Raw genomic sequence first — 26362 nt, 5'->3', positions numbered from 1 at the left:
GGGTTTCCTTTTGCCCGTTGCCACCATGCCAGTCGGTTTTTTCTGTGGGGAACGACGCTCCTGCAATTCCGTAGAACCGAGGAACGTGCGTTAACCAAATCAACGAGTTAGCGTAAACGAACTCTTAACGTTATTGCCTTCGGCCGCCCCGACCGTGATATCAGGACAACCTGTGCTGCGTAGGGCCTCCGGCCCGAAACCCGAAAGAGCCCGATCTTGTCAGCGTTCTTTAATTCGGACGGCTCCTTTCCGCTCCAGTTCCTGATCATTTTCGTCGTCATTTTCGCCGTTCTGGCCGCCATCGTCCTGATCTTCCGGCGGTTCTCCGGCAGGGGCATGGCCCTGTCGAAATCCGGTCCGCGCGGCCGTCAGCCCCGTCTCGGCATCGTCGACATCTACGAACTCGACCGGCAGCGGCAGCTGATTCTTCTGCGCCGGGACAATGTCGAGCATCTGCTCCTGGTGGGCGGTCCCAACGACGTCATCGTGGAACGCAACATCCACCGGGGCGCCGGTGCGCGGCTTCCCCTCGACGAGGCGGCCAGGGTCGAGCCGTTCCCCGAAGAGCCGGTCTTCGAGCCGGCGCGGCCGGCCGATCCGCCCGCGCCGGCTGCTCCACCGGTCATGCAGCCTCCAATCTTCGACGAGCCCAGGGCGCCGGCTCCGGAACCGGCCGCCACCGTCAACGCGCCCGCCGAGCCTCGTAGCGATGTCCCCGCCGAGGCGAAGCCGGCGTCCCGCTTCACCAAGGCGGATCTGCTGGCGGCAAAGGCGGCGCGGCGGAACCCGCCCCCGCTGGCCAACCTGAAGCCCGAAATCCCGGACCGGCCGCGGGCTGCGGACATCCAGCCGGACGGCGCCGTCGAACCGACCGTTCCTGCCGTGGAACCCCCGAAGCAAGCCACGGCGCCGGAGGCCCCGCCCGCGCCGGTGGCTGCCGCCGCCATCGAGGCGCCGAGCCCGGAGAAGGCGGCGCGGCCACAACCTCCGGTGAAACCCGCGCCGGTCGTGGAGCAGGTTCCCCCCGTTCCGCCGCCCTTAGTCCGGCCGACGAGTTCCCGTCCCGTGGATGCGGCCATCCTGTCCGATATGGCAAGGCAGCTGGAGGAGGCCCTGCGCCGGCCATCGGCCGCGATCTCCCCGTCCACGCAGGCCGTTCCATCGACATCGGCAAAGGCGCCCCCCGCCGAGCCGAAAGCGGCGGCAAAGGCCGAACCACGTCTTGAACCGGTTGCTGCCGACAAAGCGACCGCGGACCAGCCGATCGACCCGATGGCGGCCGCCATGGCCGCGCCGGCGGACAACGTTCCGGACGAGCCGCCGGCTGTCCAGTCGAAGGCCAAGCCGGTGTTCGCAGACGCTGAGCCGAGCGAACCCTCACGCAGCGAGCCGGCGGCGCCGGCACTGGACGTGTTCCTTCCGGCCCCGCCGCCTCCGCTCGCTCCGCAGGAAGCGTCCGCCCCGCGCCGGGCTGCGCCCGCGAGCCAGAATCCCTTCTCGGTGGAGGAGATCGAGGCCGAGTTCGCGCGACTGCTGGGACGTCCCCTCGACAAGAAGGGCTGACCGTTGCGGCTACTCCGCCGCCGAGCGTGACGGAAAACCCTTTCCGTCATTGGCCGGCGTGATCGGCAGGGCGAACGCCCCTTCGGTGGGTTCGTCCTTCCGCCCGATGAAGCGACCGAAGAGCCGGACGAAGAGGCGGGAGAGGTCGTCCACCAGGACGAAGATCGCCGGCACGAAGATCAGCGACAGGCCGGTGGAGACGATCAGGCCGCCGATGACCGCAACCGCCATGGGCGCGCGGAATTCGCCGCCGATGCCGAGCGCCATGGCTGATGGCACCATGCCCGCCGCCATGGCGATGGTGGTCATGACGATGGGCCGGGCGCGCTTGCGCCCCGCATCGATGATGGCGGTGGCGCAATCCACGCCCCGCGCCATCTCCTCGATGGCGAAATCCACCAGCATGATTGCGTTCTTGGTGACCACGCCCATGAGCATCAGGATGCCGATCACCACCGGCATCGAGATCGGCATGTGGAAGATCAGCAGCCCGAGGATCGCACCTCCGATGGAAAGGGGCAGCGAGAACAGGATGGTGAGCGGCTGAAGGAAGTTGCCGAACAGCAGCACCAGCACCCCGAACACCATCATCAGGCCGGCGCCCATGGCGAGTGCGAACCCTTCGAACACCTCGCCCATGATCTCGGCATCGCCGGTCTGGCTGATGCTCACGCCCGGCGGCAGGTTTTTCGCGGTCGGCAACGCCATCACGGATTCGATCAGGGTGCCCAGCGCGTCCGAGCCCTCCATATCGGCCTCGAGGGCTACGCGGATCGAGCGGTCGTAGCGATCGATGGCCGTGGGTCCGCGCCCGAGGCTGAGATCGGCTACCGTGGAGAGCGGAACGGAGGCGCCTCCCTTCACCGGGACCTTCAGGCTCTCCAGCTGGGACAGGTCTCCGCGCAGGGCGAGCGGCAGCTGCACCCGGATCGGCACCTGCCGGTCGACGGCGTTGAACTTGGCGAGATTGGCGCCGATGTCGCCGATGGTCCCCACCCGCACGGTTTCGGCGATGAGGTCGGTGGACACGCCGAGATCGGCCGCGACGCCGGCCTTCGGGCGGATGCGGATCTCGGTGCGGTCGAGGGGGGCGGTGGAGAGCACGTTGACGAGGTGGGGCACGGAGGCCGCCTCGCGTTGCAGCCGCGCCGCCGTCTCCGAGACCAAGCGCAGGTCCGGCCCCGAGACGATGAGGGCGAGATCGCGCTGGCCGCTGTCGCGCAGAGACCAGAACCGGATGTCCGGTTCCTCGCGCAGGATCGCGCCGATGACCTTGTCGAGCTGCTTCTGGGTGCGCTGGCGCGCGTTCTTCGGCGTCAGGTTGATGGTGAAGCTCGCGAGCCGCACCTCCTTCTTGGCCGGCAGCTGGCGGCCGCCATCCACGAACACGCTGCGGACTTCGGGCAGCGCCTTGATCCTGTCGACGATGCCGTCGGTGACGCGGGTGGTGTCGGCGAGGCGGGCGCCGGGCGGCAGTTCAACCACGAAGATCGTCCGTGCCGCATCCTCGGCCGGGAGGAAGCCGGCGGGCAGCAGGCCGGTGGACATGATCGACCCGGCAAAGCAGGCGAGGCCCACCACCAGGGTGATGAATTTGTGCCGCACCGACCACGCGACCACGCGGGTATAGGCCCGCATGACCGGCCCCTCGCGCTCGTGGTCCGGTCCGTGATCGCGCAGGAAGTAGGCGGCGAGCAGCGGCGTGATGAGGCGCGCCACCAGCAGGGACATGAACACGGCCGCCGCGATGGTGAGGCCGAACTGCTTGAAATACTGGCCGGCGATGCCGCTCATGAAGGAGACGGGCGCGAAGATCGCGATGATCGTCGCGGTGATCGCGATGACCGCGAGGCCGATCTCGTCGGCGGCCTCCAGGGCCGCCCGGTAGGCGGATTTCCCCATCCGCATGTGCCGGACGATGTTCTCGATCTCGACGATGGCATCGTCCACGAGGATGCCGGTGACGAGGGTGATGGCGAGCAGGCTGACGGCGTTGAGAGAGAAGCCGAGAGTGCTCATCACCCAGAAGGTCGGCAGCACCGAGAGGGGCAGCGCGATCGACGCGATGAGCGTCGCCCGCCAATCCCGCAGGAACAGGAACACGACGATGACGGCCAGCGCCGCGCCCTCGATCAGGCTCAGCATGGCCGAATGGTAATTGCCTACCGTGTTGATGACGGAGGTGTCGATCAGGTCGAACCGGACACCGGGATGCTTGGCGGCGAGATCGTCGATCTTGCGCGCCACGGCGGTGGCGACCTCGGCATCGCTGGCGCCCGTCGCCCGCGAGATCGCGAAGGCGACAACGGGCTCACCGTTGAAGCGCGCGAAGGTGCGCGGCTCCTCCGAGCCGTCCACCAGCGTCGCCAACTCGTCCAGGCGGACCTTGCGGTTGCCAGGGACGATGATTGAGGTCTGGGCGAGGGTGTCGAGGCTGGCGGCGCCGGCCAGCGTCCGGATCGACTGTTCCTGTCCGCCGAGTTCGCCGCGCCCGCCCGCCATGTCGGCCGAGGTGAGGCGGAGCTGGCGGTTCACGTCCGCCGCGGTGATGCCCAGCGCCAGGAGGCGGTCGGGTTTGAGCGTGACGCGGATCTCGCGGGCGACACCGCCCAGGCGCTCGACCCCGCCGACGCCCTTCACGCCCTGGACCTGCCGGGCGATGACGTCGTCGATGAGCCAGGACAGGTCTTCCGGCGTCATTGCCGGCGCCGAAGCGCCATAGACCATGATCGGCAGACCGGCGATCTCGACGCGGCTGATGATCGGCTCGTCGATGGTGCGCGGCAGGGTCACGCGCACCTTGGCGATGGCGTCCTTCACGTCGTTGACGGCGCGATCCACGTTCACTTCGAGGCGGAACTCGATGGTGGTGGCCGAGACGCCTTCCGAGATCGTCGAGATGATGTGCTTGACGCCCTTCACCCCGGCGACGGCATCCTCCACCACCTTCGTCACCTGGGTCTGCAGCTCCGAGGGAGCCGCGCCGGCCTGGGTGACCTGGATCGCCACGATCGGGATGTCGATGTTCGGGAACTGCGTGATCGGCAGCGAACGGAAGCTCACGAGCCCGAGGATCATCAGGACGAGGAACAGGACGATCGAGGTGATCGGCTTGCGGATCGCCCAGGCGGAAATGTTGAGGCGCATGGGCTGTCGGGTCCGATTCTCAGCGCGACGTCGCGGCGGCAGCCGCGTCGGTCTTCGGCTGGACCGGCCGCACCCTGTCGCCATGGCGCAGGAAGCTGCTCGCCCGCGCGACGACGGCCTCGCCGGATCTCAACCCCTCGCGGATTTCCATGAACCCGTCCGCCGCGAGGCCGGCGGTGACCTTGCGGGCCTCCACCGTGCCGTCCTCCACCACGTAGACCAGGGCGGAGCCGTCGATCCCGTAGAGCAGGGCGGAGAGGGGAACGGCCACGGAGTCGCGCCGCGCCACCTCGACCTTGCCGCGGGCGAAGGCGCCGATGCGCAGGGACGGGTCGCGGTCGAGGCTGATGCGGATTTTTCCGAGGCGCGTCAGCCTGTCGATCTCTGGATCGATCCGCCGGACCTTACCCGTCACGATCCGCCCCTGGTCCGCTTCGAGGCGGACGGTGTTGCCGAGCATGATCCGAGGCATCCAGGTTTCCGGCACCTCGCCTTCGAGTTCGATCTCGCCGCGCGCGATGAGTCGGAACAGAGGTTCGCCCGTGGACGTCGCCGCGGCGCCTATCCTCGCGGTGCGGCGGCTGACGATGCCGCCATCGGGAGCCTTGATGTCGGTCCGCGCGCGCTTGAGGGCGATCTCGTTGCTCTGCGCCCGCGCCGCCGCGAGATCGGCCTCGGCGAGTTGCAGGCCGCCCTTCGCCGCGGCGAGCCGGCCTTCGCCGCCCTGAGCGGCCGAGACCCGCTGCTCCAGCACCGCCGCCGTGGCGTTCCCGGTCTTGATGAGGGAGCGGGCGCGCTCCAACGAGAGGTTGGCCTCGGTCTGCGCCGCCTCGGACTGGACGATTTGACTGCGGGCCTGGACGATCGCCGCCTGGGACTTGGCGATGGCGGCGACGTTGGCCGCTTCCTGCGTCGCAATCATTTCCAGGGAGAGCCGGGCCAGGACTTGGCCCTTCTCGACCTCGGCGCCCTCCTCCACCAGCAATTCGGTGATGCGGTAGCCTTCGATCTCGGGTGCCACCAGGATCTCGTCACGCGGGACCAGGGTGCCGGTGACCACCGCCTGCTCGACGATCTCGCGGTTGGCGGCAGGCACGATGGTCACCGCGGGTGCGGGCGCGGTGGAACCGCTCGCCGGCGGCGCCTCCGCCGCGTGGATCACAGGGGACGACACGAGGAGCGGCAGGATCGCGAAGAGCCGAAGCAGGCGCATGGAGAGGTGGCTCACCGTTCGGCGGATCGATCTGGAAGACATCGTCGGCGCGGAGCCGCTTCATACGCTCTTGCATCGCGACACCGGCGTTTTCGTGACGCCCGGCGCGTTACGGTTTCGCCCTGTCTCACGCTTCGCCTGTGTGATCCGGCGACCTGGACCGGCGGCCGGGCATTGGGGATGAGGTCACGGTCTGTCGGCGAAAGCCTTCTCCAGGAACCGCGCCGCCGAAAGCGCCCGAGCATCGTCGCCGAAGCGGGCGATGACCTGCACGCCGAGCGGGGGCCCCTCCCCCGGCATGGGGACGGTGACGCAGGGCACGCCCATCATCGTCCAGAGCCGGTTGAAGCGGGAATCGCCGGTGGAGGCGTACCCCTCCGGCGCCGGGCCCGGGGCCGAGACCGTCAGCAGGACGTCGATGTCGGAACTGCGCAGGATGTCCCGCAAGCTGCGCCTCGCATGATGCGCCACGCGCCGGGCAGCATCGTAGGTGGCGGCCTCGATAGTCCGGGCCGTGTCGAGATGCGCGCGCAGGAGCGGCGGCAGCGAATCGGAGTGGGTTTCGTATTCCCAGGCGAGGGCCTGCGCGGATTCGAACTCCTGGATCGTCGCGTGCGCGTCGAAAGCGTGGCGGAACTCGTCGGGCAGCGTGAAGGCGCGGATGCCGGCGCCCGCTGCCTCCGCCATCGCCCGCGCCCGGTCGAGGGCCTGCAGCGCCTCGGGTTCGGCCGCGTCGCAATAATCCGGGATGAGCAGCCCGATCCGCGGCACGGAGGCCGGCTGTTCGATCTCCGGCCGGCCGGCGATGAGGGCGAGGGCATGGGCGGCATCGGCCGCGCTCGCGGCGAACAGGCCGAGCGTGTCGAGGGTCCAGGAGAAGCACTTCACGCCGACGGTCGGCAGCAGCCTGAACGACGGTTTCACGCCGACCACGCCGCAATAGGCCGCCGGCCGGATCACCGAGCCCCCGGTCTGTGTTCCGAGCGCCAGGGGCAGCATGCCCGCGGCCACCGCAGCCGCCGAACCGGCGGACGAACCGCCGGGCGTCCGGCCGGGCGCGCGGGGATTGCGGGTTTCGGTGGGGTCGATGAAGGCGAAGGCGGTCGTGGTGGTCTTGGCCAGGGGCACGGCGCCGAGGCGCTTCAACCGCGCCACGATGGGGGCATCGGCGCGTGGCTGCCAACCGGGATAGATCGACGACCCCATCTGCGTCGGCAGGTGGGCGGTGTCGATGATGTCCTTGATGCCCACCGCGATGCCGGCGAGCGGTCCCGCATCGGGGACGTGCGGATTGGGATCGGTCGCCACGAAGGCGCGGATGGAGGGTTCGTGTTCGGCCATCGCGTCCCGGGTCAGTGCCACGGCCTGCGCGGGGGTGAGTGAGCCCGCCTCGATACGGGCACGCAGCGATAGGAGCGAGAGCATCGGCATAGGGTGGCTCGCAGGGGTACGGTTGGCGGGAAGCGGGCGGCTCGATCTAAGCAGGTTCAGCAAAAGCCGTCGCCGGTCCTGCGTTCCAAAACCAGCGACACGTCAAAGACTTGAGAAAGATGAAGTATTAGCTTGCCAATGCGACCCTGCTTGGGAGGGGCCATCGAGAGTGTCTCCGGCCGCGTGTTCGGAGTGTCGCGGTGATGGCAGGTACGCCGGGGGACGTCCAGTCGATCGCTGTTTCAACTCTCCTTCGGCCTTGCAACTTCTGGACGAGTCTGTCCTTACCGCTCAGCTTTGGTCTCTCTCATGCATGGCGCGTCCGCGAGGGGAGAGCGACGACGCAAAGTGTGCCAGAGACACGCCCGTGGCCGGAGCGCTTCGAGAGAGGGATGTGTGACACGATGGCGGGAGTTGAGACGCAGGCGGCCAAGGATCGCGTGGGGATGATGTGCCAGTCCCTGCGCCGCGCCATTGTCGAGCGTGCGTTGGCGCCCGGCGATCGCCTGCCGGAGGATGCGCTGGGCGAGCGCTTCGGCGTGAGCCGCACTATCGCGCGGCAGGTGCTGGGGCAACTCGCCGGCGAGGGGCTGGTGGAACTCCGCCGCAACCGGATCGCCATCGTGGCGACCCCGAGCTGGGAAGAGGCGCGCGACACGTTCGAGGTCCGCATTTCCCTTGAACGCCTCGTGGTCCAGCGCCTGGCCGCTCGCCTCACCACCGAGCAGGAAGCGACCCTGCTGGCCCATATCGACGAGGAGGACGCGGTTCGCGGCGGACCCGATGCCCCATCGATCCGCCTCGCCACCGAGTTCCACCTGCTGCTGGCGCGGATGACCGGCAGCCCCGTCCTCGTCCGCTACGTGGCCGAGCTCGGCTATCGCTGCGCGTTGACCCTCTCGCTCTACAGCCGGCCGCATTCGTCCGATTGCGCGGTCAACGAGCACCGCGAGATCGTGGCGGCGCTCATGGCCGGCGACGTCGACCGGGCGACCCACCTGATGGATCACCATCTCGATGCCGTGGCGGTGCGCGCGCACATCGTCGCCGAGCCTCCGCGCGAGCGGGACCTCAGCCGGGTCCTGGCACCCTACGTCACCGAGAAGAGCCCTCTGCGGCGCCGGGCCGGGTGAAACGGCGCTAAGGCGTCTCCAGGCCGGTTTGCGACATGCGCCAATCCACCGGCCTTAATCTCTCGGCAACCCTGAAAGCCTAGGCCCCTCTCCTCGGACCGCCGGCCCTGAGAGGAGAAGCCCGCCTTGCGCGAACCGTTCGTTCCCGATGCGCTGGCCGAGCGGCTGCGGGCCAAGCGGCGCAATACGAGGCCGGTGGCGGCCCTGGTCTGCGAGCCCGCGAAACCCGTTTTCGCCGAATTGCTCGATGGGCGCGGGCATGGCACCGGGCAGTTCGTCCGGCTGTCGCAGGGCATGGTCGAGCGTATCGCGCGGGTGATGCGCGATGAGGTGGTCGGCGAAGAGGCCTGACCGTCCGGAGAGGCCGTATCCCGCCGGGCGGTGTTCCGGTTCCGCGCAAACGGCCCTACAGAGCCGGCGATGGACCTCAGACCCTATCAGCGCGCCAGCCTCGACGCCCTCTATGCCTCGTGGCGCGACGAGACCGGCGACGGGCTGATCGTCCTGCCCACGGGGGCGGGCAAGGCCTTCGTCATCGCGGCCTTGGTCCGCGAGCTGCTGGCCGTGCGTCCCGAGGCGCGGATCGCCATCGTCACCCATACCCGCGAGCTCATCGCCCAGAACCATCGTGAACTCGTGGCCTACTGGCCGGACGCGCCGGCCGGCATCTACTCCGCCGGTCTCAACCGGCGCGACACCGCGACACAGATCCTGTTCTGCGGCATCCAGTCGGTCTGGAACCGCCTCGATGCCATCGGCGCCTTCGACGTCGTGGTGGTGGACGAGGCTCATCTGATCCCGCGCGATGCCGAGACCCGCTACGGCCGGTTCCTCGCGGCCCTGCGTGCCGCTCGGCCGGATCTGCGCGTCGTCGGCCTCACGGCGACCCCGTACCGGCTCGACAGTGGCCGCCTTGACGAGGGCGAGGGCCGCCTGTTCGAGCGGATCGTCTACGAGGCCAATGTCGGCGACCTGATCCACCAGGGCTACCTCGCCCCCCTGATCTGCAAGGCCACCGCCACGGCGCTCGACGTCTCGGGCGTCGCCAAGCGCGGCGGCGACTACATCCCCAGCGCCCTCGAAGCGGCGGTGAACCAGGACTGGATCACCCGCGCGGCGGTGGAGGAAATGGCTGGTTTCGGCCGCGACCGCCGGGCTTGGCTCGCCTTCTGCGCCGGCGTCGCCCATGCGGAGGCGGTGCGCGATGCGGTGCGGGCGGAAGGCTTCAGCTGCGAGATGGTGACGGGCGAGACCGGCAAGCGCCAGCGCGACCGGATCGTGCGCGACTTCACCGCCGGGCGCCTGCGCTGCCTCACCTCGGTCGGCGTCCTCTCCACCGGATTCAACGTGCCGCGCGTGGATCTCATCGCCCTGTTGCGGCCGACCCAGAGTACGGGGCTCTATGTCCAGCAGGTGGGCCGTGCGCTGCGCACCGCGCCGGGCAAGTCCGATGCGCTGATCCTCGACTATGCCGGGCTAGTGCGGATGCATGGGCCGGTGGACATCGTCACCGCGCGCAGTGCGGCCGCCATCAAGGGCCGGGAAGGCGAGGTACGGGCCAAGCCCTGCCCCGGCTGCGGCGCGCTCATCGCCCTCAATGCCAGCACCTGCGAGGGGTGCTGGGTCGAGCCGGACGAGACCGACGAGGAGGGGCCTGGCCACGAGGCCGCGGCCGATGACGAGCATCCGATCCTGTCCCGCACGGTTCCGGTCTGGCAGGGTATCGCCCGATGGCGGCTCGGTCGCCATGCGGCGTCCGGCAGCCTCGACGTCGACTTCCAGACCGAGGACGGATCGAGCCACCGGGTGCGGATCGCCCTGGAGCAGGCCGGCTATGGCCGCGAGAAGGCGGTGCAATGGTGGCGTCAGCTCGGCGGGGGGCGCGACGTGCCGATGACCGTCGCCGAGGCCCTCGCGCGGACCGAAGAGCTCACCCGCCCCGCCGCCATCCTCGTCCGCGCCAATGGCCGCTTCTCGGAGAGCGTCAGCTATCGCTTCGCGGACGGCCGCACCTTCGTCGATACGCGCCGGCTCGCCGGAGCCGACGCCTGAGCGCGCTCGCCTATGCCGAGACGCCGTGCTTCGTGAGCAAGCGTTCGGCGCTGTCGTTCCAGACCTCCATCGTCACGATCAGCCCGTCGCGGACGGTGAAGCGATCGACATAGCGGTTGCCCTCGAACGGGGTTCCATCCGGCCATTCGCCGTAGAGGGTGCCGAGGCTGTAGACCGTGGTGAACCCCTCCCCCGGCACCACGTCCAGACGCTCCATGCGCTTCTTCACCCAGGCATAGCGGCCGGCATTGAACGCCGTCACCTCGCGCGGATGCCGGAAGACTCGGGCACCGGTGAAGACGATCTCGATCCCCGGTGCCATATAGCCCGCCGCCCTCTCCGGATCCGGCACCATGGAAGCTTCGAGATAGGCGGTGACGATGGCCGCGTCGGTGCCGGTATCGGTTTTGAGTGTTTCACTCATGCTGTTCTCTCCATTCGGTCGTGAGCCTGCCCGAAGCTCCGCCAAAGTGCATGCAATAAGTGTATGCAGTTTGGCGTGAAAGCAGGCAGGGGAATTCGCGCTCCACTAAATAGTCCAGTTATTTCAGCGGCCTGACAAATGGCATGGCGGTTGCGGTCAGGGATGCAATTGTCCCGGAGGTCCGATCCATGCGCAAACACAGCCCATTGCCGATGACCCGCCGCCTCGCGCTCGGGGCGACCGCCCTGATCGGGCTTGCGCTGATCGCGCCGGTTGAGGCGGCCGAGTCGATCAAGATCGGCCTCGTCACCGCCCTGTCCGGTCAATCGGCGAAATCGGGCGAGGCGATCTCCCGCGGCATCGGGCTCGCCATCGACGAGATCAACGCGGCCGGCGGCGTCCTCGGACGGCCCCTGGAACTCGTCGCCCGCGACGACGAGGCCAACCCGTCGAAGGGCGTGCTCGCCGCCCGGGAGTTGATCCAACGTGTTGGCGTCGCCGCCCTGGTCGGTGGCCTCGACACGCCGGTTTCCATGGCGATCGTGCCCATCGCCAACCAGATGAAGGTGCCCTTCCTCGGCCCCTGGGCGGCGGGCACCGGCATCACGCGCAATGGTGCCGCCGACAATTACGCGTTCCGGGTCTCGGCGGTGGACGCCCTCGTGGACGAGGCCCTCGTCGCCTACGCCGTCAAGACCTACCAGGCCAAGAAGCCGGGCATGATCCTCGTCAACAACGCCTGGGGCGAGTCGAACCAGCAGGGTCTCACGGCGGCGCTGAAAGCCGCGGGCCTGCCCGCCGCCGGCATCGAGAAGTTCGAGGCGTCCGATGTCGACATGGTGCCCCAGCTGACCCGGCTGAAGGAGGCCGGCGCCGACGCCCTGTTCATGGTCGGTAATGTCGGTCCCTCGGCCCAGGTGGTCAAATCCCTCGACCGGATGGGCTGGACCATTCCCGTCGTGTCGCATTGGGGACCGGCAGGCGGTCGTTTCGACGAACTCGCCGGCCCGAGCGCGGCCAAGGTCCATTTCATCCAGACCTTCACCTTCGCCGGCAACGCTTCGCCCAAGGCCGTCGCGGTGCTCGATGCCCTGAAGGCGAAGTATCCGGCGATCAAGTCCATGGCCGACGTGACTCCGGCGGTGGGCATCGCCAACGCCTACGACGCGACGCATCTGCTGGCTCTCGCGATCGGTGAGGCCAAGTCCACAAAGGGTTCGGACGTGCGCGACGGCTTCTACAAGATCGCCACCTATCCCGGCCTGATCAAAACCTACGACAAGCCCTTCGCCCCGGACCGCCACGACGCGCTCGGGCCGCAGGATTACGTGTTCACGCGGTTCAAGGACGGCGAGATCGTCGCCGTGTCCAACTGAGGGAACGGCATCGCCGCTCATCCCACCCGCCACCTCATCCTGAGGCGCCGCGAAGCGGCCTCGAAGGAGGTCTCCAAAACTCACTCTGCGAACTGGAGGGCTCCTTCGAGGCCTCCGCTTCGCTGCGGCGCCTCAGGATGAGGTGGCCGGGTGGGACGGACGCCATGATACGGTGAAAGTGAGAATTCCATGCTGACCGGCTCCCTCGTGAGCGGCCTCGGTCTTGGGAGCATGTACGGGCTCATCGCCCTCGGCTTCCACGTGACCTATGCCGTCTCCGGTACCGTGAACTTCGCGCAAGGGAGCGCCGTCACCCTCGGGGCGGTGCTCGGCTACATGCTCGGCATCACGTTCGGCTGGCCGATGCCCCTGGCGGTGGCGGCGGCCCTGGCCGGCTGCGCCCTCCTCGGCATCGTGGTCGAACGCATCCTGGTGCGCCCCTTCGTCGAGCGGGGCTCCGATGCCTGGTTGCTGGCCACGGTGGCGGGCGGCGTCGTGCTCGACAACGTCATCCTGTTCACCTTCGGCAAGGAGCCGCGCAGCCTGCCCTCGCCCCTGGCGCGTGACCCGATCGACCTGTTCGGCACCGGAATCTACCCGCTGCAGATCGTGATCCCGGTGGTCGGCCTCGCCGTCGCCCTCGCCATCCGGACGGTGTTCCGCCGGACCGATCTCGGCCGCGTTCTCCTGGCGGTGGCGCAGAATGCCGACGCCGCGCGACTGATGGGCATCGACGTGCGACGCACGGTGGCTTGCGCCTTCGCGCTCTCCGCCCTGCTCGCGGGGGCGGCGGGCCTCCTCATCGCCCCCCTGTTCTCGGTCTCGGCCGAGATGGGCACCCTGTTCGGCATCAAGGCCTTCGCCGTCGCCATTCTCGGTGGCATTGGCTCCGCCACCGGCGTGGTCCTGGCCGGGCTGCTCTACGGCGTCGTGGAAGCCCTGGTCACAGGCTATCTCGGCTCTGGCTACACTCAGATCGTCGTGTTCTCGGTAATCATCCTCGCGCTGGCTTTGCGTCCCGACGGCCTCCTCGGCCGGGCCGCCGTGAACAAGGTCTGAGCCGATGCGCGCCGGACGCTCCGCCCTGCCCCTCGTCATTCTCGCCCTGACCATCGCGGGGATCGGCCTCGTGGCCGCCACCGATGGCTACAGCCATTTCATCATCGCCCTCGTGGCACTGACGACGCTCGCCGGAACGGGGCTGAACGTCCTCCTCGGCCTCACCGGCCTGATCTCCTTCGGCCATGCCGGTTTCTACGCGATCGGCGCCTATGCGAGCGCCATCCTCACCCTGTCGGGAGTCAGCTTCTGGCTGGCGCTCCCCGCCGCCGGCCTGCTCTCCGGGGTGCTCGGCGGCGTGCTCGCCATCCCCGCCATGCGGGTCAAGGGCCCCTATCTCGCCATGGTGACGATCGCCTTCGGCTTCATCGTCGAGCATGGGCTGATCGAGGGCGGCGCGCTGACAGGAGGCCAGAACGGCCTCGTCATCGCCACCGGTCCGACGCTGTTCGAATTCCCGTTCCTGGAGCGCGAACTCGCGATCCTCGCGGTGCTCGGCGCCGGCCTCGCTCTCTATGGTTTCCACCGCCTCGCGCGCAGCCGCCTCGGCCTCGCCATGCGGGCGGTGCGGGACGCCGATGTGGCCGCCGCGTCCCTCGGCTTCGATCCGGTGCGGGTGAAGACCCTGGCTTTCATGATCTCGGCGGCACTGACCGGCCTCGCCGGGGCGGTGCTGCCGCCGTTGATGCTGTTCATCGCGCCGAGTTCGTTCCCGTTCACCCAGTCGATCCTGTTCGTACTCTCGGTGGTGGTGGGCGGCGCCGGCACGGTGCTGGGGCCGCTCTTCGGTGCCCTCGTCACCGTCCTCCTGCCGGAGACCCTGTCGGGCCTCGCCGAATACCGCCTGCTGTTCTTTGGCCTCGCGACGCTGGTCGTGCTGTGGCTGGTGCCGGCGGGCATCGTCGGCAGCCTCGCCCGGCTGCTGCCGCGTCGCCTCTCCGGGACCGCGTCCGGGACCGGCGGAGACGTCGTGTCCTATCTCGCCCAGCCGCAGCCCGAGGCGCTCGTGGTGGAGGGGATTGGCATCAGCTTCGGCGGGATCAAGGCGGCGCAGGACGTCTCCGTGACGGCCGCCCCCGGAGCCGTCACCAGCATCATCGGCCCGAACGGAGCCGGCAAGACCACCGTGCTCAACATGGTCTCGGGCTTCTACCGGCCCGGTGCCGGGGCGATCCGACTGGCGGGTCAGGATCTCGCCGGTTTGCCCGCATATCGCATCGCCCGCGCCGGCATCGCGCGGACCTACCAGACCACGCGGCTGTTCGGCTCCCTCTCGGTCATCGACAATGTGGCCCTCGCCATCGCCCCCGGACGCCTGTTCAGGGCGGGCGCAGGAAGCGACGTCGCCGCGGCCACCGCCCTCCTCGCCTTCGTCGGTTACACCGGAGCGCTCCACCGGCCCGCCGCCGAACTGCCGCATGTGGACCGCCGCCTCGTGGAGATCGCGCGGGCTCTCGCGGGCCAACCGCGCGTCCTTCTCCTCGACGAGCCGGCGGCGGGTCTCACCCGCGCCGATACCGACCGCCTGGGCGGGTTGCTCCGTCGCATCGCGGAATGCGGAATCGTGGTGGTCCTCGTCGAACACGACATGCCCCTCGTCATGGGCATCTCGGACCATATCCTCGTCATGGATGCCGGACGGCCCATCGCGTCGGGGGACGCCGCCACGGTACGGGCCGATCCCGCCGTTCTGCGGGCCTATCTCGGTGGCGCCGACACCCCGGCTCGACCGCGTCCATCGCCGTGGAAGGGGCCCGCCGACGCGGTTCTCTCGGCCCTCGACCTCACTGCCGGCTACGGTGCCGCCCCGGTCCTCGATCGTCTCTCCCTCGATGTCCGACCCGGTGAGACCGTGGCGCTCCTCGGGGCGAACGGGGCCGGCAAATCCACCGCCATGCGGGCGCTCAGCGGCCTGCTGCGTCCCGTGGAAGGATCCGTGATCCTGGAGGACCGCTCCATCGCCAGCCTGCCGGCCCACGCCATCGCCCGCTTCGGCCTCGCCCTAGTGCCCGAGGGCCGGCAGGTCTTCCCGGAACTGTCGGTGGTGGAGAACCTGCGCCTCGGCGCGCATGGACGCGGGACCCCCATCGACACGAGCGAGCTGGAGGCCCTGCTCGACCGGTTCCCCCGCCTGCGCGACCGGGCGACGAGCCGCGCCGGCCTGCTGTCCGGCGGCGAGCAGCAGATGCTCGCCATCGCGCGCGGGATGATGGCGCATCCGCGCATTCTCCTCCTCGACGAACCCTCCCTCGGGCTCGCGCCGTCCATGATCAACGCCCTCTACGCCGTGGTGGCGGAGTTGCGCGATCAGGGCGTCACCATCCTCATCGTCGACCAGATGGCCGCATTGGCCTTGACCGTGGCGGATCGCGGCTACGTCCTGGAGCAGGGCCGCGTCGTCGCCACAGGATCGGCGGCGGAACTCTCCGCCGATGAAGCTCTCGCCGCCGCCTATCTCGGTGCTGCGTGACAGCCTGAGCCTACAAGATCGACAAGGGAGCGCGACGCTTTGACGGACGCAGCGAAATACCATGGCCGCTATGCCTACAGCGCCCTGCCGGACCGCCCGGTCTACGATTGGCCGGGGGGCAAGCGCCTGGCCGTCTACGTGGCGCTCAACCTCGAGACCTTCGATTTCGGCTCGGGCCTCGGTGCGGAGCTCGCTCCCGGCGGTCCCCAGCCGGACGTGCTGAACTACGCCTGGCGCGATTGGGGCAATCGCGTCGGCGCCTGGCGGATGAAGGCCCTCTTCGACGAGCTTCGCCTTCCCGCCAGCGTGCTGGTGAACAGCCGACTCTACGAGGATTGTCCCGGCCTGATCGAGGCCTTCCGGGCACGGGGCGACGAGATCGTCGGGCATGGCCGCACCAATGCCGAGCGCCAGGGCGGTCTCGACGAGGAGGCCGAGCGGGTACTCATCGCCGAGGCCACCGCCACCCTGACGCGGGAGGAAGGCAGGCCCCCCGCCGGATGGCTCGGCCCCTGGATCTCGCAATCCCGCGTCACGCCAGACCTCCTGGCGGAGGCGGGCTACCGTTATCTCCTCGACTGGGCGCATGACGACCAGCCGGTCTGGTTCTCCACCCGCGACGGCGGTCGCATCCTCTCCGTGCCGTATCCACAGGAACTCAACGACATCCCCGCCATCGTCGCGAGGAAGGACTCCGCGCGGGATTTCGCCGCCATGATCGTCGATGCGTTCGACGAGATGCTGGTGCAGTCGCGGCAGGCGCCCCTCGTCATGGGGATCGCCCTGCACCCCTACATCGTCGGCCAGCCGCACCGTCTGCGGCCGCTTCGGGAGGCGCTCGCTCATATCGCCTCCCGGCGCGACGGCATCTGGCTGACCACCGCCGGAGGCATCGCGGGCCACGTGATGGCGAGCGCGGAACCCGATCCGCAATAGGAGTACACCACGGGGCAATCGTCTGGGACGACGAGACCGACCACTCCGTCCGTAATTCGCCGGTCAGAGATGCGGTATAAAAGGGTGGAAGGCGCCGGAACCTTGCGCCATATAGGGGCTATGACCGAAACATCGACATACCCCTACACCCTGGAAATCCTCAGCCCCCGCACCGAGGGCGCGACCTATCAGTGGGCCATTCGCAAAGGCGGCAAGCTCGTCCAGCGCTCGGATCGTAGCCTGACAAGCGAGGCCAAGGCCCGCGAGAACGGACTCGCTCAGATCGAGAAGCTTCTGTCCGGCTTCGGCGAGCGGTAAGCCCGGCGCCCTTCGATCCCTGTTGCGGATGGCGGCGGCTGACACGTCACCACGGCACTGCCGTGGGACTAGCGCGCTTCGGAGACGCCCATGTCGGGAATGTCCGGCGGGGGCGTCTCCGGTTCCTAGGGAACACAGAGCCTTTCAAAGGTCCGGTTCGCCCAATCCCCCGGGACATCCCTTTCGCGGAGACTTGGACAGGACGGATCGGAGGATCATTTTGCAATCTTATCTGGCATATTATATCCCAGTCGTGCAGTCCTGATGCCGATTGCTGGGAGGCCGTTCCATGGCGAAGCCGATACAACCCGATCGTCCGATTTGGCCCCCATTTCCGGATAAGCCGAGCGATGTCGATCCGGTGTCCGAGGATCGGCTCCCATCGAACGAGCATGCGCCGCGCCTGCCTTTCCCCGATCGCGTCTCCGCCGAGCCCATTGGAAGTATCGTGCCTGTGCGCCTGACGTGAGTGCCGTCTTCATGGCCGGTGAGAGCCATCAGTCGCAGGCCGACGAACGAAGGCCCCGCTGCGAAGCTTGAAACTTCCAGCTGCCGTATCTGTTGATGTCCCCAAGAGCCATCTATGAACTTTGGGACGTTTGATGACGAAGATCGCCACGTTACTCGCCGGTGTGATGTTGACTGCGTCGGTTCCTGCCTTCGCGCAATCGGCGGGGCCTGCCGAGATCAAGCAGCCGGGTCCGGCCCGTATGACGTCGCCAGGAACGTCCGATGTGCCGGTGGTCAAGCCGGGCGGCATCGACAATAGCGGTCCGGGCTCGATCGGGACCGAAGCCTATGGGGCCACCGGTGCGGATAGCCGATCGAACAATTCGGGCGCGGCGGGCAACGCCAACAAGCCGGAAGTCGCGATTCCCAACACCGGTGGCGGCGGCGGCCGATAGCTGGAAGCGTTCGACGACCAACCGGCCCGCGTGAGGGGGGCACAATCGCGGGCCGGTCGATGTACCGCGCATTCATGGTCTGAACGCGCGATCCCTGGAATGCCCGTGAGAGCGGGGCATGGATGGTATTCCTGTTCAGGACGCCGCCGGGTGGGCCACTGAAGCCGCGCCGTGCGATGTCTGCTCTCCCGCTGGGGCCCGCTTCACGCGGAACCAGAGAGCGTAGAGGGCCGGGAGGAACAGCAGGGTCAGCACCGTGCCAACCCCGACGCCGCCGATGAGGACGTAGGCGAGCGCGCCCCAGAACACCGAATGGGTGAGCGGGATGAAGGCGAGCATGGCGGCCGCCGCCGTAAGAATGACCGGGCGGGCGCGCCGTACCGTCGATTCGACGATGGCCTCGTAATCCGACAGTCCCAAGGCCCGGTCGTGGTGGATCTGATCCACGAGGATGAGCGTGTTGCGCATCAGGATGCCGGACAGGGCAATCAGCCCGAGGATCGCGTTGAAACCGAACGGTTGGTGGAAGACCAGCAAGGTCGGCGCGGCGCCCACGAGCCCGAGGGGCGCGGTGGCGAACACCATGAACATGGTCGAGAACGACCGCACCTGGATCATGATGACCGTGAGCGTCACGATCAGCATGATGGGGAACACCGCCACCAGCGACATCATCGCTTTCGCGCTTTCCTCCACCGCGCCGGCCGTATCGATGCGGTAGCCCGGCGGGAGCTTGGCCTTGATCGGTTCCAGCAGGGGGAAGATCTGGCCGTGGATGTCCGGCGGCTGCTTCCCGTCGAGCACGTCGCCCTGCACCCGGATATAGCTTTCCCGGTTGTAGCGCTTCAGGACCGAGTCCTCGCTGCGGCTCTCGAGGCGCGCGACCTGGGAGAGCGGCACCTGACGTCCGTCCTTCGTCGCGAGGGTCAGGTCGCCGATCTCGCCGAGCGAGCGCCGCTCGGGGCCGGGGCTGCGGATCAGAACGTCGACAGAGCGCAGGTTCTCTCGCACCTGGGTCGCCGGCATGCCGTTGAGGTAGGTCTGCAATTGCTGCCCGGCTTCCTTGGGTGTCAGGCCGATCAGGCGCAGGCGCTCCTGGTCGAGGGCGAGATGCAGGTTGGGTGTCTTGTCGCCCCAGTCGAGATGGACCATCCGCATGTTCGGGTTGGCCGCCATGACGTCGCTGACCTCGGCGGCGATGCCTCGGATCACGTCGATATCCGGCCCGACCACCCGGAAGGCCACGGGAAAGCGGATCGGTGGCCCGAAGACGATCTGCAGGACACGCACCCGTGCTTCGGGGAAGCGCCCCTCGTCGACGAGTTTGCGGACCTTGGTCCGCAGGGCGTCGCGCGCCGCCGCGTTGGCGGTCTGCACCACGATCTGCGCGAAGGCGGGATCGGGCAGTTCGGGGTCGAAGGAGAGCACGAAGCGCGGCATGCCCTGACCGACATAGCTCGTGATCTCACCGGCTTCCGGCAGCTCGCGCAGGGCGGATTCCAGCCGTTTCACGCTGGCCTCGGTGGTGGCGAAGGCCGAGCCCGCCGGCAGGGTCACCTCGACGATGAGTTCGGCGCGCTCCGAGTTCGGGAAGAACTGCTGCTCCACTTTGCCCATGGCCACCACGGCGCCGGCGAACAGCGCCACGATGATGCCGGCCGCCATCCATTTGTGGTCGACGGACATCCGCACGATCCGGCGCAGGCGCTGGTAGTTCTTGGTGGCGTAGATCGCGTCGTGCCCGCCTTCCACGCGCTTGATGTTCGGCAGGAGTTTGACCCCGAGATAGGGGGTGAAGGTCACGGCCACGATCCAGGAGATGATCAGCGAGAAGGACACCACCCAGAAGATGTTGCCGGCATATTCGCCGGCCGTGGACGCCGCGAAGCCCACGGGGAGAAAGCCCGCGATGGTGACGAGGGTGCCCGTCAGCATCGGCGCGGCGGTGGCGCTCCAGGCATAGGTCGCTGCCTCGATCCGGTCGGCGCCCTCCTCCATGCGCACCACCATCATCTCGATGGCGATGATTGCGTCGTCGACGAGGAGGCCGAGCGAAATGATGAGGGCGCCCAGGGTGATGCGATCGAAATCGCGGCCCGTGATCATCATCACCACGAACACCGCCGACAGGGTGAGCGGCACGGCGAGGGCCACCACGATGCCGACGCGAAATCCCAGGGCGGCGAGGCTGACCACGATCACCACCCCCAGGGCGGTGAAGAACTTGACCATGAACTCGTGGATGGCCTCGTCGATGACCTTGGCCTGATCGGTGATCTTCGTGAACGAGATGCCGACGGGCGTTTCATGATGGATCGCGACCTCCTCGGCATTGAGCGCGGCACCGAGGGTCAGCCCGTTGAAACCGGGCTTCATCACGAGGCCGAGCATCAGCGCGGGCTCGCCGTCATTGCGGATGGCGAAGGTCTTCGGGTCCTCGTAGCCGCGCTTCACCTCGGCGATGTCGCCGAGCTTGAAGCTGCGATCGCCCGCCACGACGGGCAGGTTGCGGATGGCATCGAGTCCATCGATGGCGCCGTCGAGGCGGAGATACACGCGCGGTCCCCCCGCCTCGACGAAGCCGGCCGGGGTCACGTCGTTCTGGTTGGCGAGAGCCGCCAGCAATTGCTGCCCGGTGATGCCGAGGGTGGCGAGGCGCTGGTAGGAGATTTCGACGAAGATCTTCTGGGCCTGTTCGCCGAGGATGTTGATTTTCTCGACGCCGGGGACGCGCAGCAGGCGCTGACGAAGGTCCTCCGCCCGCATCACCAGCTGCCGGTGCGGCAGATCCTTGGCCTGGAGGGCGTAGAGGGCAAAGTAGATGTCGGAGAATTCGTCGTTGAACAGCGGCCCGAGCACGCCGCGCGGCAGGCTGGAGGCCTGGTCGGAGAGCTTCTTGCGCGCCTGATAGAATTCAGCCTGAAGCTTGGCCGGAGGCATGTTGTCCTTGAACAGAACCTTCATCAGCATCAGTCCGGGTCGGACCGTGGTCTCGACGCGATCGTAGTAGACGAGCTCCTGCAGGCGCTTTTCCAGCGGATCGGCGACCTGGCGCTGCATCTCGTCGGTGGTGGCGCCGGGCCATGCGGCCGAAACCACCATGACCTTCACGGTGAAGGCGGGATCCTCGGCCCGACCGAGCTTCTCGAAGGCGAAGAAGCCGGCGCCCGTGAGCGCGATCAGCAGAAAGAGCGTGACCGCCCGTTCCCGGACGGCGAGCGCGGATAGATTGAAGCCGCTCACGGTGCCACTCCGGTCGTGCCGAGGGGAGAGACCCGGACTTTCTGCCCGGCCTTGAGGAGATGCGCCCCGAGGGCCACGATCCGGTCTCCGGGATTCAGACCGGAGACGATGTCGGCCCTCTCCTCGGCCATGCGGGCGACGGCGACGGATTGGGCCGTGACGGTCTCGGTGGCTGCGTCGTAGCGCCAGACCGAAGCGCCCTTCCCCTGGTCGAACAGGGCGCCGAGCGGCACCGCAACTGCAGCCGCCCGTGCGGCGTCGGTGGATTTGAGTTGAAGCGTCACCGTGGCGCCGAGCGGTGCGGTCTCGCCGCCGCCCGAGAGAATGTAGCGCGCCCTGTAGGTCCGGGTCGCAGCATCCGCCGTGGCGGAGAGCTCACGCAGCCGTGCCGGATAGGTCGCCTCGCCCTCGGCATAGAGGATGGCCGAGGCCTCGCCCTGCGCGGCGCGCCGGCTCCCCTCGGGCAGGAACACTTCGGCTTCGCGGGCGCCGTCGCGCGCCAGTTTTACGATGGTCTGTCCGGCAGCAACGACCTGGCCCGGTTCGGAGGGCACCTCCATCACCACGCCGTCGGCATCCGCCTGCAACTCGGAGTAACCGGCCTGATTGGCGATCTGGCTCGCCTGCGCCTCGGCACTGGCGAATTGCGCAATGGCGGAATCGGCCGCACCCTTGTTCTGGTCGTAGGTTTGTTTCGAGGTCCAGCCGTCGGAGACGAGCTTGCGGCTGCGCTCCTCATCGGCCTTCGCCTTGATCATCTGGGCGCGAGCCGCCTCCACCGAGGCGCGGGCGGCATTGAGCGCGAGGCTGAAATCGGTCCGGTCCAGGCGCATCAGCGGCTGGCCCCGCGTCACCCGATCTCCCGGATCGACGAGACGCTCGAAGATCTTGCCGCCCACGCGAAAGCCGAGGTTGCTCTCGGTCCGAGCCCGGATCACGCCGGTATAGCGCGCGATCCCACCGCCGCCCCGCACGACCTCGACGGTCTGGACCAGGGGCGGTTGAGGCGACACGGCGGTCTCACCGGGCGAGCAGGCCGTCAGGGCCAGACCGACAATCCCGAGGGCAATCCTCGCATCCATCACGCATTCCCCCCGCCACCGCACCATCAATAAGATGATGATCGTAATATATTCGAGCGTGGGTAAGCGTCAAGGGCGTGGCGCAAGGTTGCTGAGGCAATGAAGCAAGCGGGGATGGTGACGGCGCGACCGTGAGGGTGCGCAACCGCCAGCATGACCGATTCCAACCAGCTCTCCGAGGCGAAGGCGGCTGGGCCAAATCCGAAAGGTTAGGAAAGTTCAAGCGAGCCCGCGCAGCCGCGCGATGGCAACTGCGATCGTGTTCCGATCACTCAGGTGCGAGCGCAGAGCGATCGAGCGGAAGGACCAGGCAAGATGCCGAGAGACGGGCCTCTGCTCAGCGGCGACGACTATCCGCTCGGAGGGTCACCGGCGGCGCCGGTAGCAGATCATTCCCGCAAGGGGCGGGCTTCGAGGATGGCCGCCAGAATGAAGGGCCGCTTCATCAGTGGTCCGGTATTGCCACGGTTGACGAAATCGTTCGCCCCGGGATGCCGTCGCACGGCTTTACCGAGATCGAGTCGGTAGCCCTCCTTGAAGACGAACGGGGGCGCCATGGAGTTCGCTAGGTAAGTTTCGACGGCAGCCGCCACCTCCTCATGCGAGATGAGGTTCAGGTTGCACAGGGCGGCTGTCGTCAGCTTTTCGGTCATTCGGAACGGTAGGGCCGGGGCACGATCCCCGCAACCTTCCCGCCGACGCGCGGTGGCCAATAAGGCGGGTGAGCGTCCTGCTCCGCCGTCTTAAAGTGCCTCACAAAGCTCCCGGCCACGGTCGGTTCTCCTCGAAGTACGACGGCGTAGCAGGAGTTCTGTGAGAGACACCTAGCGCTCGCGACGCTCCCGGACGGTGCCACGCTCTTCACGCCGCTCCATCCGCTCCTCACGCCGATCCGGATCGACACCGAGCACGCCCCCGACGGTGCCCGTCGCGGCCCCGACTGCACCGCCGACCACGCCACCAACGGGACCGGCCGCGCGATTGCCATCCTCGATCCCGCGTTCGGCGCCGCGTACCGTCCCCTGCGCCTGAGCCGATGCAGCCAGGGCGAGAGGCGAAAGAATGACGGCCGCAGCAATGAGGGCATGTTTCATGAGAGTCTCCTCGATTGATGGATCGAATGGCGAGCTCACATCGGCGTGCCCACCCTTCATGCTCGGTCAACGGTCGAAAGTCGGATTGGTCGCAAGCGTGGCGCTAAGAGGCACGCTGGAACCCTCAGACAGGCGCATCGGCGGCAACCGAGAGGACGCAGGCGCTCTGGTGACCTGACCGGCTGGCTTTGGACCGGGCTGATTGAGAGGATCAGCCAGGACCGAGGGGGCTGGACAGGAAGCAAGGTCGGAGGACGGGTGCGGAGCAGGTGGTGCTGAAGCTGCCCCAGATCGCGCTTAAGACGGCGCAGCATAAGAGTTTGGCGATAGCGTGCAGGGAGGCAGAGCTCTCGGAGCAGAGCGACTTACGCTGGCGCAAGGAGTACGGCGGCCTGCCGGTCGACCGGGCCCGTCGGATGACGGATCTGGAGCGAAAGACTGCGCGATTGGACCGGCTCGTGGCTGACTTGTCCCGGGAGAAGCGGGTGCTTGCGGACGTCGCCGCGGGAGCCGAAGGCCAGCGCCAGCAAGACTCGGAGCCCTGGAGCGACGCCGACAGGCAGTCGACGCCATTCGTGAGAAGTATGGTCTCTCAGAACGCTAGGCCTGCTGGATCGTGGGCCAGCACCGGGGCACGCAACGCTCCGTGCCGACGGTACCGGCCGACGAGGATGCGCTGACCCGCGCCATCATCGCCTTGGCGTCCGAGTCCGGACGCTACGGCTACCGCCGCGTCACCGCGCGGAAGCCTCTTGATCGGCTCGGTCCAAAATGCCGGTCAGGTCACCCTATGGAAGCGGGTCGGCAGAGTGGACATGGCGGTGTCTTTTGGAAGGACACCTCCAGCCCAAGCGGCACGCCCGCTTCGTCACCGCACCCCGATCGAACGCCCCCGCAATCGGCCGAAGTCGAGCTTAGAACACGTGCCGCAGGATGAAGAAGAGGACGCCCGCCAAGGTGATGGCGGCGGGCAGCGTCAGCACCCAGGCCAGCGCCATGTTGCGCACGGTGGACATCTGTAGGCCCGAGCCGTTGGCCGCCATCGTGCCGGCGACGCCGCTCGACAGGATGTGGGTGGTCGAGACCGGCAGGCCGTAGAGTTCGGCGAGGCCGATGGTGCCGGCGGCCACCATCTCGGCGGACGCGCCCTGCGCGTAGGTGAGATGGGTCTTGCCGATCTTCTCGCCCACGGTGACGACGATGCGCTTCCAGCCGACCATGGTGCCGAGGCCGAGGGCCAGGGCGACGCAGACCTTCACCCAGGTGGGAATGTAGCGGGTCCCGTCGTTGAGGAGGCCGGTATAGGCCTTCAGGGTGCCGGCCTCGGCCTCAGAGAATGTCGCGCCGTTCTTCGGCAGAAGCCGGATCGCGTCGGCGGCGAGATACATGTCGTTGCGCAGGTTCGACGTCGCCGCCGCCGGCACCTGCTTGATGGCGCCGTAGCCCTTCACGCTGTCGGCGATGTCGGTCGAGAGCGCGGCGAGCGCCCCGTAGACGGCAGGTCGGTTGAGATCCTTGGTCTTCAAGGCTTCCGAGACCTGCTTGCGGGCCTCTGCGGCATCGGGCTTCGGCGCGTTCCCGGCATGGCTGGCGAACACCGTGCTGGCATTCTGGGACGTCTGGATGAAGGCCGGTGTGGTGTCGTCCGACATCGTGCGATTGAGGGCATAGGCAGTGGGAGCCGCGCCGATGAGGATGAGCATGATCAGGCCCATGCCCTTCTGCCCGTCATTGCCGCCGTGGAAGAACGACACGAGGGTGCAGGTCAGGATCAGAAGGCTGCGGATCCACAAAGGCGGCGGAGTTTCGCCCTTGGGGGCCTCGTAGAGGTCCTTCCGGCGCACCATGAACTTGAGGGCCAGCAAAAGCAGGGCGGCGGCGATGAAGCCGATGACGGGGCTGAACAGCAAAGCCTTGAACACGCCCAGAGCCTGCGCCCAGTCAACGCCTGATGTGGCCTGTCCCTCGGGGGCCATGAGCTGGTTGGCGAGACCGACGCCGATGACCGATCCGATCAGGGCATGGGACGACGAGTTCGGCAGGCCGAAAGCCCAGGTGCCGAGGTTCCAGAGGATCGCGGCGATGAGCAGCGCGAAGATCATGGCGTAACCGGCCGAGGACCCGACCTGCAGGATCAGTTCCACCGGCAGCAGGGTGACGATGGCATAGGCGACCGCGCCGGAGGACAGCATCACACCAAGGAAGTTGAAGGCGCCGGACCAGATCACCGCGACGAGGGGCGGCATCGAGTGGGTGTAGATCACGGTGGCCACGGCGTTGGCGGTGTCGTGGAACCCGTTCACGAACTCGAAGGCCAGAGCGATGAGCAGGGCCAGGCCGAGCAGCACGAAGGCACCGATGGCGAGGGGCGACTGGCCCACCGCATTCATGTCGGTCACGAGGCTGTAAAGCGCGTAGGCCAATCCGGCGACCAGGACGAGCAGGAACGCGATGACCCCGCCCGGATGAATGCCGTGATCGAGCTTTGGCCCTGCGGCGGGCGCAATGGCGCTCTTTGGCAAGCCAGTCGGAGCAGCAACGGCATCGGACATGATGGCCTCAGGACCCTAGGGATCAGTGAGCCTGCCAGTAGGTCGGGGACATAACAGTCCTGTGACACGCATTCAAAATACGTTGGCCAGCGCGGATTAAGACAGCTAGCTCAAACGTAAAACGCCAGCTTTTCGCCTGGGCCTTCACTTGCGATAGGCAAGCGACCTCACCATTCAGCTCATCCAAGGATCGGCATGGCCTGTCCCGTCCGATAGACCCAGTGGCATGGGTTATTTCTCATCCTCGGGCGTCCTGAAGCGTCTGCGCTCCCGGTGCCGGGGATGCGGGACCGCCTTCCATGGCCATCACCTCGGAGGCAATGGCATCGTCCAGGCCGACCGTTCGACGTGGAAGACCGGTTGC

19 protein-coding genes and 1 pseudogene are annotated in these 26362 nt (G+C 67.8%); 11 read left to right on the top strand and 9 right to left on the bottom strand.

Going from position 1 to position 26362, the window contains the following annotated elements:
- The first annotated feature begins 216 nt into the window (after positions 1–216).
- Positions 217–1563 carry a hypothetical protein gene (locus FPV16_RS05905; RefSeq protein ID WP_227436975.1) on the top strand — a complete coding sequence of 449 codons (1347 nt, stop codon included), beginning with the start codon at positions 217–219 and terminating at the stop codon, positions 1561–1563.
- Positions 1564–1572: 9 nt separating this feature from the next.
- Here the strand turns inward: FPV16_RS05905 and FPV16_RS05900 are convergent, their stop codons facing one another.
- The 3 genes from FPV16_RS05900 to FPV16_RS05890 form a co-directional block, all read right to left on the bottom strand.
- Complete coding sequence (locus FPV16_RS05900) at positions 1573–4710, bottom strand: efflux RND transporter permease subunit (RefSeq protein WP_227436973.1); 3138 nt, start codon at positions 4708–4710, stop codon at positions 1573–1575.
- Between the two features lie 19 nt (positions 4711–4729).
- Positions 4730–5923: an efflux RND transporter periplasmic adaptor subunit gene (locus FPV16_RS05895; RefSeq protein WP_227437022.1), complete on the bottom strand. Its 1194-nt coding sequence runs from the start codon at positions 5921–5923 to the stop codon at positions 4730–4732.
- A 186-nt stretch (positions 5924–6109) separates the two neighbouring features.
- Positions 6110–7348 carry an amidase gene (locus FPV16_RS05890; RefSeq protein WP_227437020.1) on the bottom strand — a complete coding sequence of 413 codons (1239 nt, stop codon included), beginning with the start codon at positions 7346–7348 and terminating at the stop codon, positions 6110–6112.
- Positions 7349–7758: 410 nt separating this feature from the next.
- Between FPV16_RS05890 and FPV16_RS05885 the strand changes: the two genes are divergently transcribed.
- The 3 genes from FPV16_RS05885 (at position 7759) to FPV16_RS05875 (ending at position 10539) form a co-directional block, all read left to right on the top strand.
- Positions 7759–8487: a GntR family transcriptional regulator gene (locus FPV16_RS05885; protein ID WP_227436971.1), complete on the top strand. Its 729-nt coding sequence runs from the start codon at positions 7759–7761 to the stop codon at positions 8485–8487.
- Between the two features lie 126 nt (positions 8488–8613).
- On the top strand, positions 8614–8838 hold the full coding sequence (locus tag FPV16_RS05880) for a hypothetical protein (protein ID WP_027174279.1): 225 nt from the start codon (positions 8614–8616) through the stop codon (positions 8836–8838).
- Positions 8839–8907: 69 nt separating this feature from the next.
- Positions 8908–10539 carry a DEAD/DEAH box helicase gene (locus tag FPV16_RS05875; RefSeq protein WP_227436969.1) on the top strand — a complete coding sequence of 544 codons (1632 nt, stop codon included), beginning with the start codon at positions 8908–8910 and terminating at the stop codon, positions 10537–10539.
- 10 nt (positions 10540–10549) lie between these two features.
- Here the strand turns inward: FPV16_RS05875 and FPV16_RS05870 are convergent, their stop codons facing one another.
- Positions 10550–10963, bottom strand: coding sequence for a nuclear transport factor 2 family protein (locus FPV16_RS05870; protein ID WP_227436967.1), 414 nt, complete (start codon positions 10961–10963; stop codon positions 10550–10552).
- A gap of 188 nt (positions 10964–11151) precedes the next feature.
- Between FPV16_RS05870 and FPV16_RS05865 the strand changes: the two genes are divergently transcribed.
- The 6 genes from FPV16_RS05865 to FPV16_RS05840 all read left to right on the top strand — a co-directional run bounded on the left by FPV16_RS05865 (position 11152) and on the right by FPV16_RS05840 (position 18027).
- On the top strand, positions 11152–12339 hold the full coding sequence (locus FPV16_RS05865) for an ABC transporter substrate-binding protein (RefSeq protein WP_227436966.1): 1188 nt from the start codon (positions 11152–11154) through the stop codon (positions 12337–12339).
- A 189-nt stretch (positions 12340–12528) separates the two neighbouring features.
- Entirely contained in the window at positions 12529–13398 is an 870-nt protein-coding gene (locus tag FPV16_RS05860; RefSeq protein ID WP_227436964.1) for a branched-chain amino acid ABC transporter permease, read from the top strand.
- A 4-nt stretch (positions 13399–13402) separates the two neighbouring features.
- Entirely contained in the window at positions 13403–15868 is a 2466-nt protein-coding gene (locus tag FPV16_RS05855) for a branched-chain amino acid ABC transporter ATP-binding protein/permease (RefSeq protein ID WP_227436962.1), read from the top strand.
- A gap of 39 nt (positions 15869–15907) precedes the next feature.
- Positions 15908–16804, top strand: a complete 897-nt coding sequence (locus FPV16_RS05850; RefSeq protein WP_227436960.1) for a polysaccharide deacetylase family protein — start codon at positions 15908–15910, stop codon at positions 16802–16804.
- A gap of 120 nt (positions 16805–16924) precedes the next feature.
- Positions 16925–17122 (top strand): hypothetical protein, encoded by a 198-nt coding sequence (locus tag FPV16_RS05845; protein WP_018042694.1) that lies wholly within the window; start codon positions 16925–16927, stop codon positions 17120–17122.
- A gap of 602 nt (positions 17123–17724) precedes the next feature.
- Positions 17725–18027 (top strand): hypothetical protein, encoded by a 303-nt coding sequence (locus FPV16_RS05840; protein ID WP_227436958.1) that lies wholly within the window; start codon positions 17725–17727, stop codon positions 18025–18027.
- Positions 18028–18162: 135 nt separating this feature from the next.
- On the opposite strand, the gene FPV16_RS05835 is transcribed toward FPV16_RS05840, so the two are convergent.
- From FPV16_RS05835 to FPV16_RS05820, 4 genes are all read right to left on the bottom strand, one after another.
- On the bottom strand, positions 18163–21270 hold the full coding sequence (locus FPV16_RS05835) for an efflux RND transporter permease subunit (protein WP_227436956.1): 3108 nt from the start codon (positions 21268–21270) through the stop codon (positions 18163–18165).
- A complete protein-coding gene (locus tag FPV16_RS05830) occupies positions 21267–22352 on the bottom strand; it encodes an efflux RND transporter periplasmic adaptor subunit (RefSeq protein WP_227436954.1) in 1086 nt (361 codons plus the stop codon). Before FPV16_RS05830 ends, FPV16_RS05835 begins: the two co-directional genes overlap by 4 nt.
- Before the next feature lie 389 nt (positions 22353–22741).
- A complete protein-coding gene (locus FPV16_RS05825; RefSeq protein WP_227436952.1) occupies positions 22742–23005 on the bottom strand; it encodes a hypothetical protein in 264 nt (87 codons plus the stop codon).
- A gap of 171 nt (positions 23006–23176) precedes the next feature.
- Complete coding sequence (locus FPV16_RS05820; RefSeq protein WP_227436950.1) at positions 23177–23446, bottom strand: hypothetical protein; 270 nt, start codon at positions 23444–23446, stop codon at positions 23177–23179.
- A 230-nt stretch (positions 23447–23676) separates the two neighbouring features.
- Between FPV16_RS05820 and FPV16_RS05815 the strand changes: the two are divergent.
- A pseudogene (locus FPV16_RS05815) lies at positions 23677–24188 on the top strand (transposase); the annotation flags it as partial.
- Positions 24189–24360: 172 nt separating this feature from the next.
- Here FPV16_RS05815 and FPV16_RS05810 read toward each other — a convergent pair.
- Positions 24361–25998, bottom strand: a complete 1638-nt coding sequence (locus FPV16_RS05810) for an inorganic phosphate transporter (protein WP_227436948.1) — start codon at positions 25996–25998, stop codon at positions 24361–24363.
- Between the last annotated feature and the right edge of the window lie 364 nt (positions 25999–26362).

It is taken from the genome of Methylobacterium sp. W2 (genome assembly GCF_020662345.1).
GTDB lineage: Bacteria > Pseudomonadota > Alphaproteobacteria > Rhizobiales > Beijerinckiaceae > Methylobacterium.
The sequence above is the reverse complement of the archived record's forward strand: the minus strand, read 5'-3'. Positions and strand labels throughout refer to the sequence as shown.

Coding starts and splice junctions, on each gene's coding strand:
- FPV16_RS05900 (WP_227436973.1), bottom strand. CDS start 4,710: ATGCGCCTCAACATTTCCGCCTGGGCGATCCGCAAGCCGATCACCTCG.
- FPV16_RS05895 (WP_227437022.1), bottom strand. CDS start 5,923: ATGCGCCTGCTTCGGCTCTTCGCGATCCTGCCGCTCCTCGTGTCGTCC.
- FPV16_RS05890 (WP_227437020.1), bottom strand. CDS start 7,348: ATGCTCTCGCTCCTATCGCTGCGTGCCCGTATCGAGGCGGGCTCACTC.
- FPV16_RS05885 (WP_227436971.1), top strand. CDS start 7,759: ATGGCGGGAGTTGAGACGCAGGCGGCCAAGGATCGCGTGGGGATGATG.
- FPV16_RS05875 (WP_227436969.1), top strand. CDS start 8,908: ATGGACCTCAGACCCTATCAGCGCGCCAGCCTCGACGCCCTCTATGCC.
- FPV16_RS05870 (WP_227436967.1), bottom strand. CDS start 10,963: ATGAGTGAAACACTCAAAACCGATACCGGCACCGACGCGGCCATCGTC.
- FPV16_RS05865 (WP_227436966.1), top strand. CDS start 11,152: ATGCGCAAACACAGCCCATTGCCGATGACCCGCCGCCTCGCGCTCGGG.
- FPV16_RS05860 (WP_227436964.1), top strand. CDS start 12,529: ATGCTGACCGGCTCCCTCGTGAGCGGCCTCGGTCTTGGGAGCATGTAC.
- FPV16_RS05855 (WP_227436962.1), top strand. CDS start 13,403: ATGCGCGCCGGACGCTCCGCCCTGCCCCTCGTCATTCTCGCCCTGACC.
- FPV16_RS05845 (WP_018042694.1), top strand. CDS start 16,925: ATGACCGAAACATCGACATACCCCTACACCCTGGAAATCCTCAGCCCC.
- FPV16_RS05840 (WP_227436958.1), top strand. CDS start 17,725: ATGACGAAGATCGCCACGTTACTCGCCGGTGTGATGTTGACTGCGTCG.
- FPV16_RS05830 (WP_227436954.1), bottom strand. CDS start 22,352: ATGGATGCGAGGATTGCCCTCGGGATTGTCGGTCTGGCCCTGACGGCC.
- FPV16_RS05825 (WP_227436952.1), bottom strand. CDS start 23,005: ATGACCGAAAAGCTGACGACAGCCGCCCTGTGCAACCTGAACCTCATC.
- FPV16_RS05820 (WP_227436950.1), bottom strand. CDS start 23,446: ATGAAACATGCCCTCATTGCTGCGGCCGTCATTCTTTCGCCTCTCGCC.
- FPV16_RS05810 (WP_227436948.1), bottom strand. CDS start 25,998: ATGTCCGATGCCGTTGCTGCTCCGACTGGCTTGCCAAAGAGCGCCATT.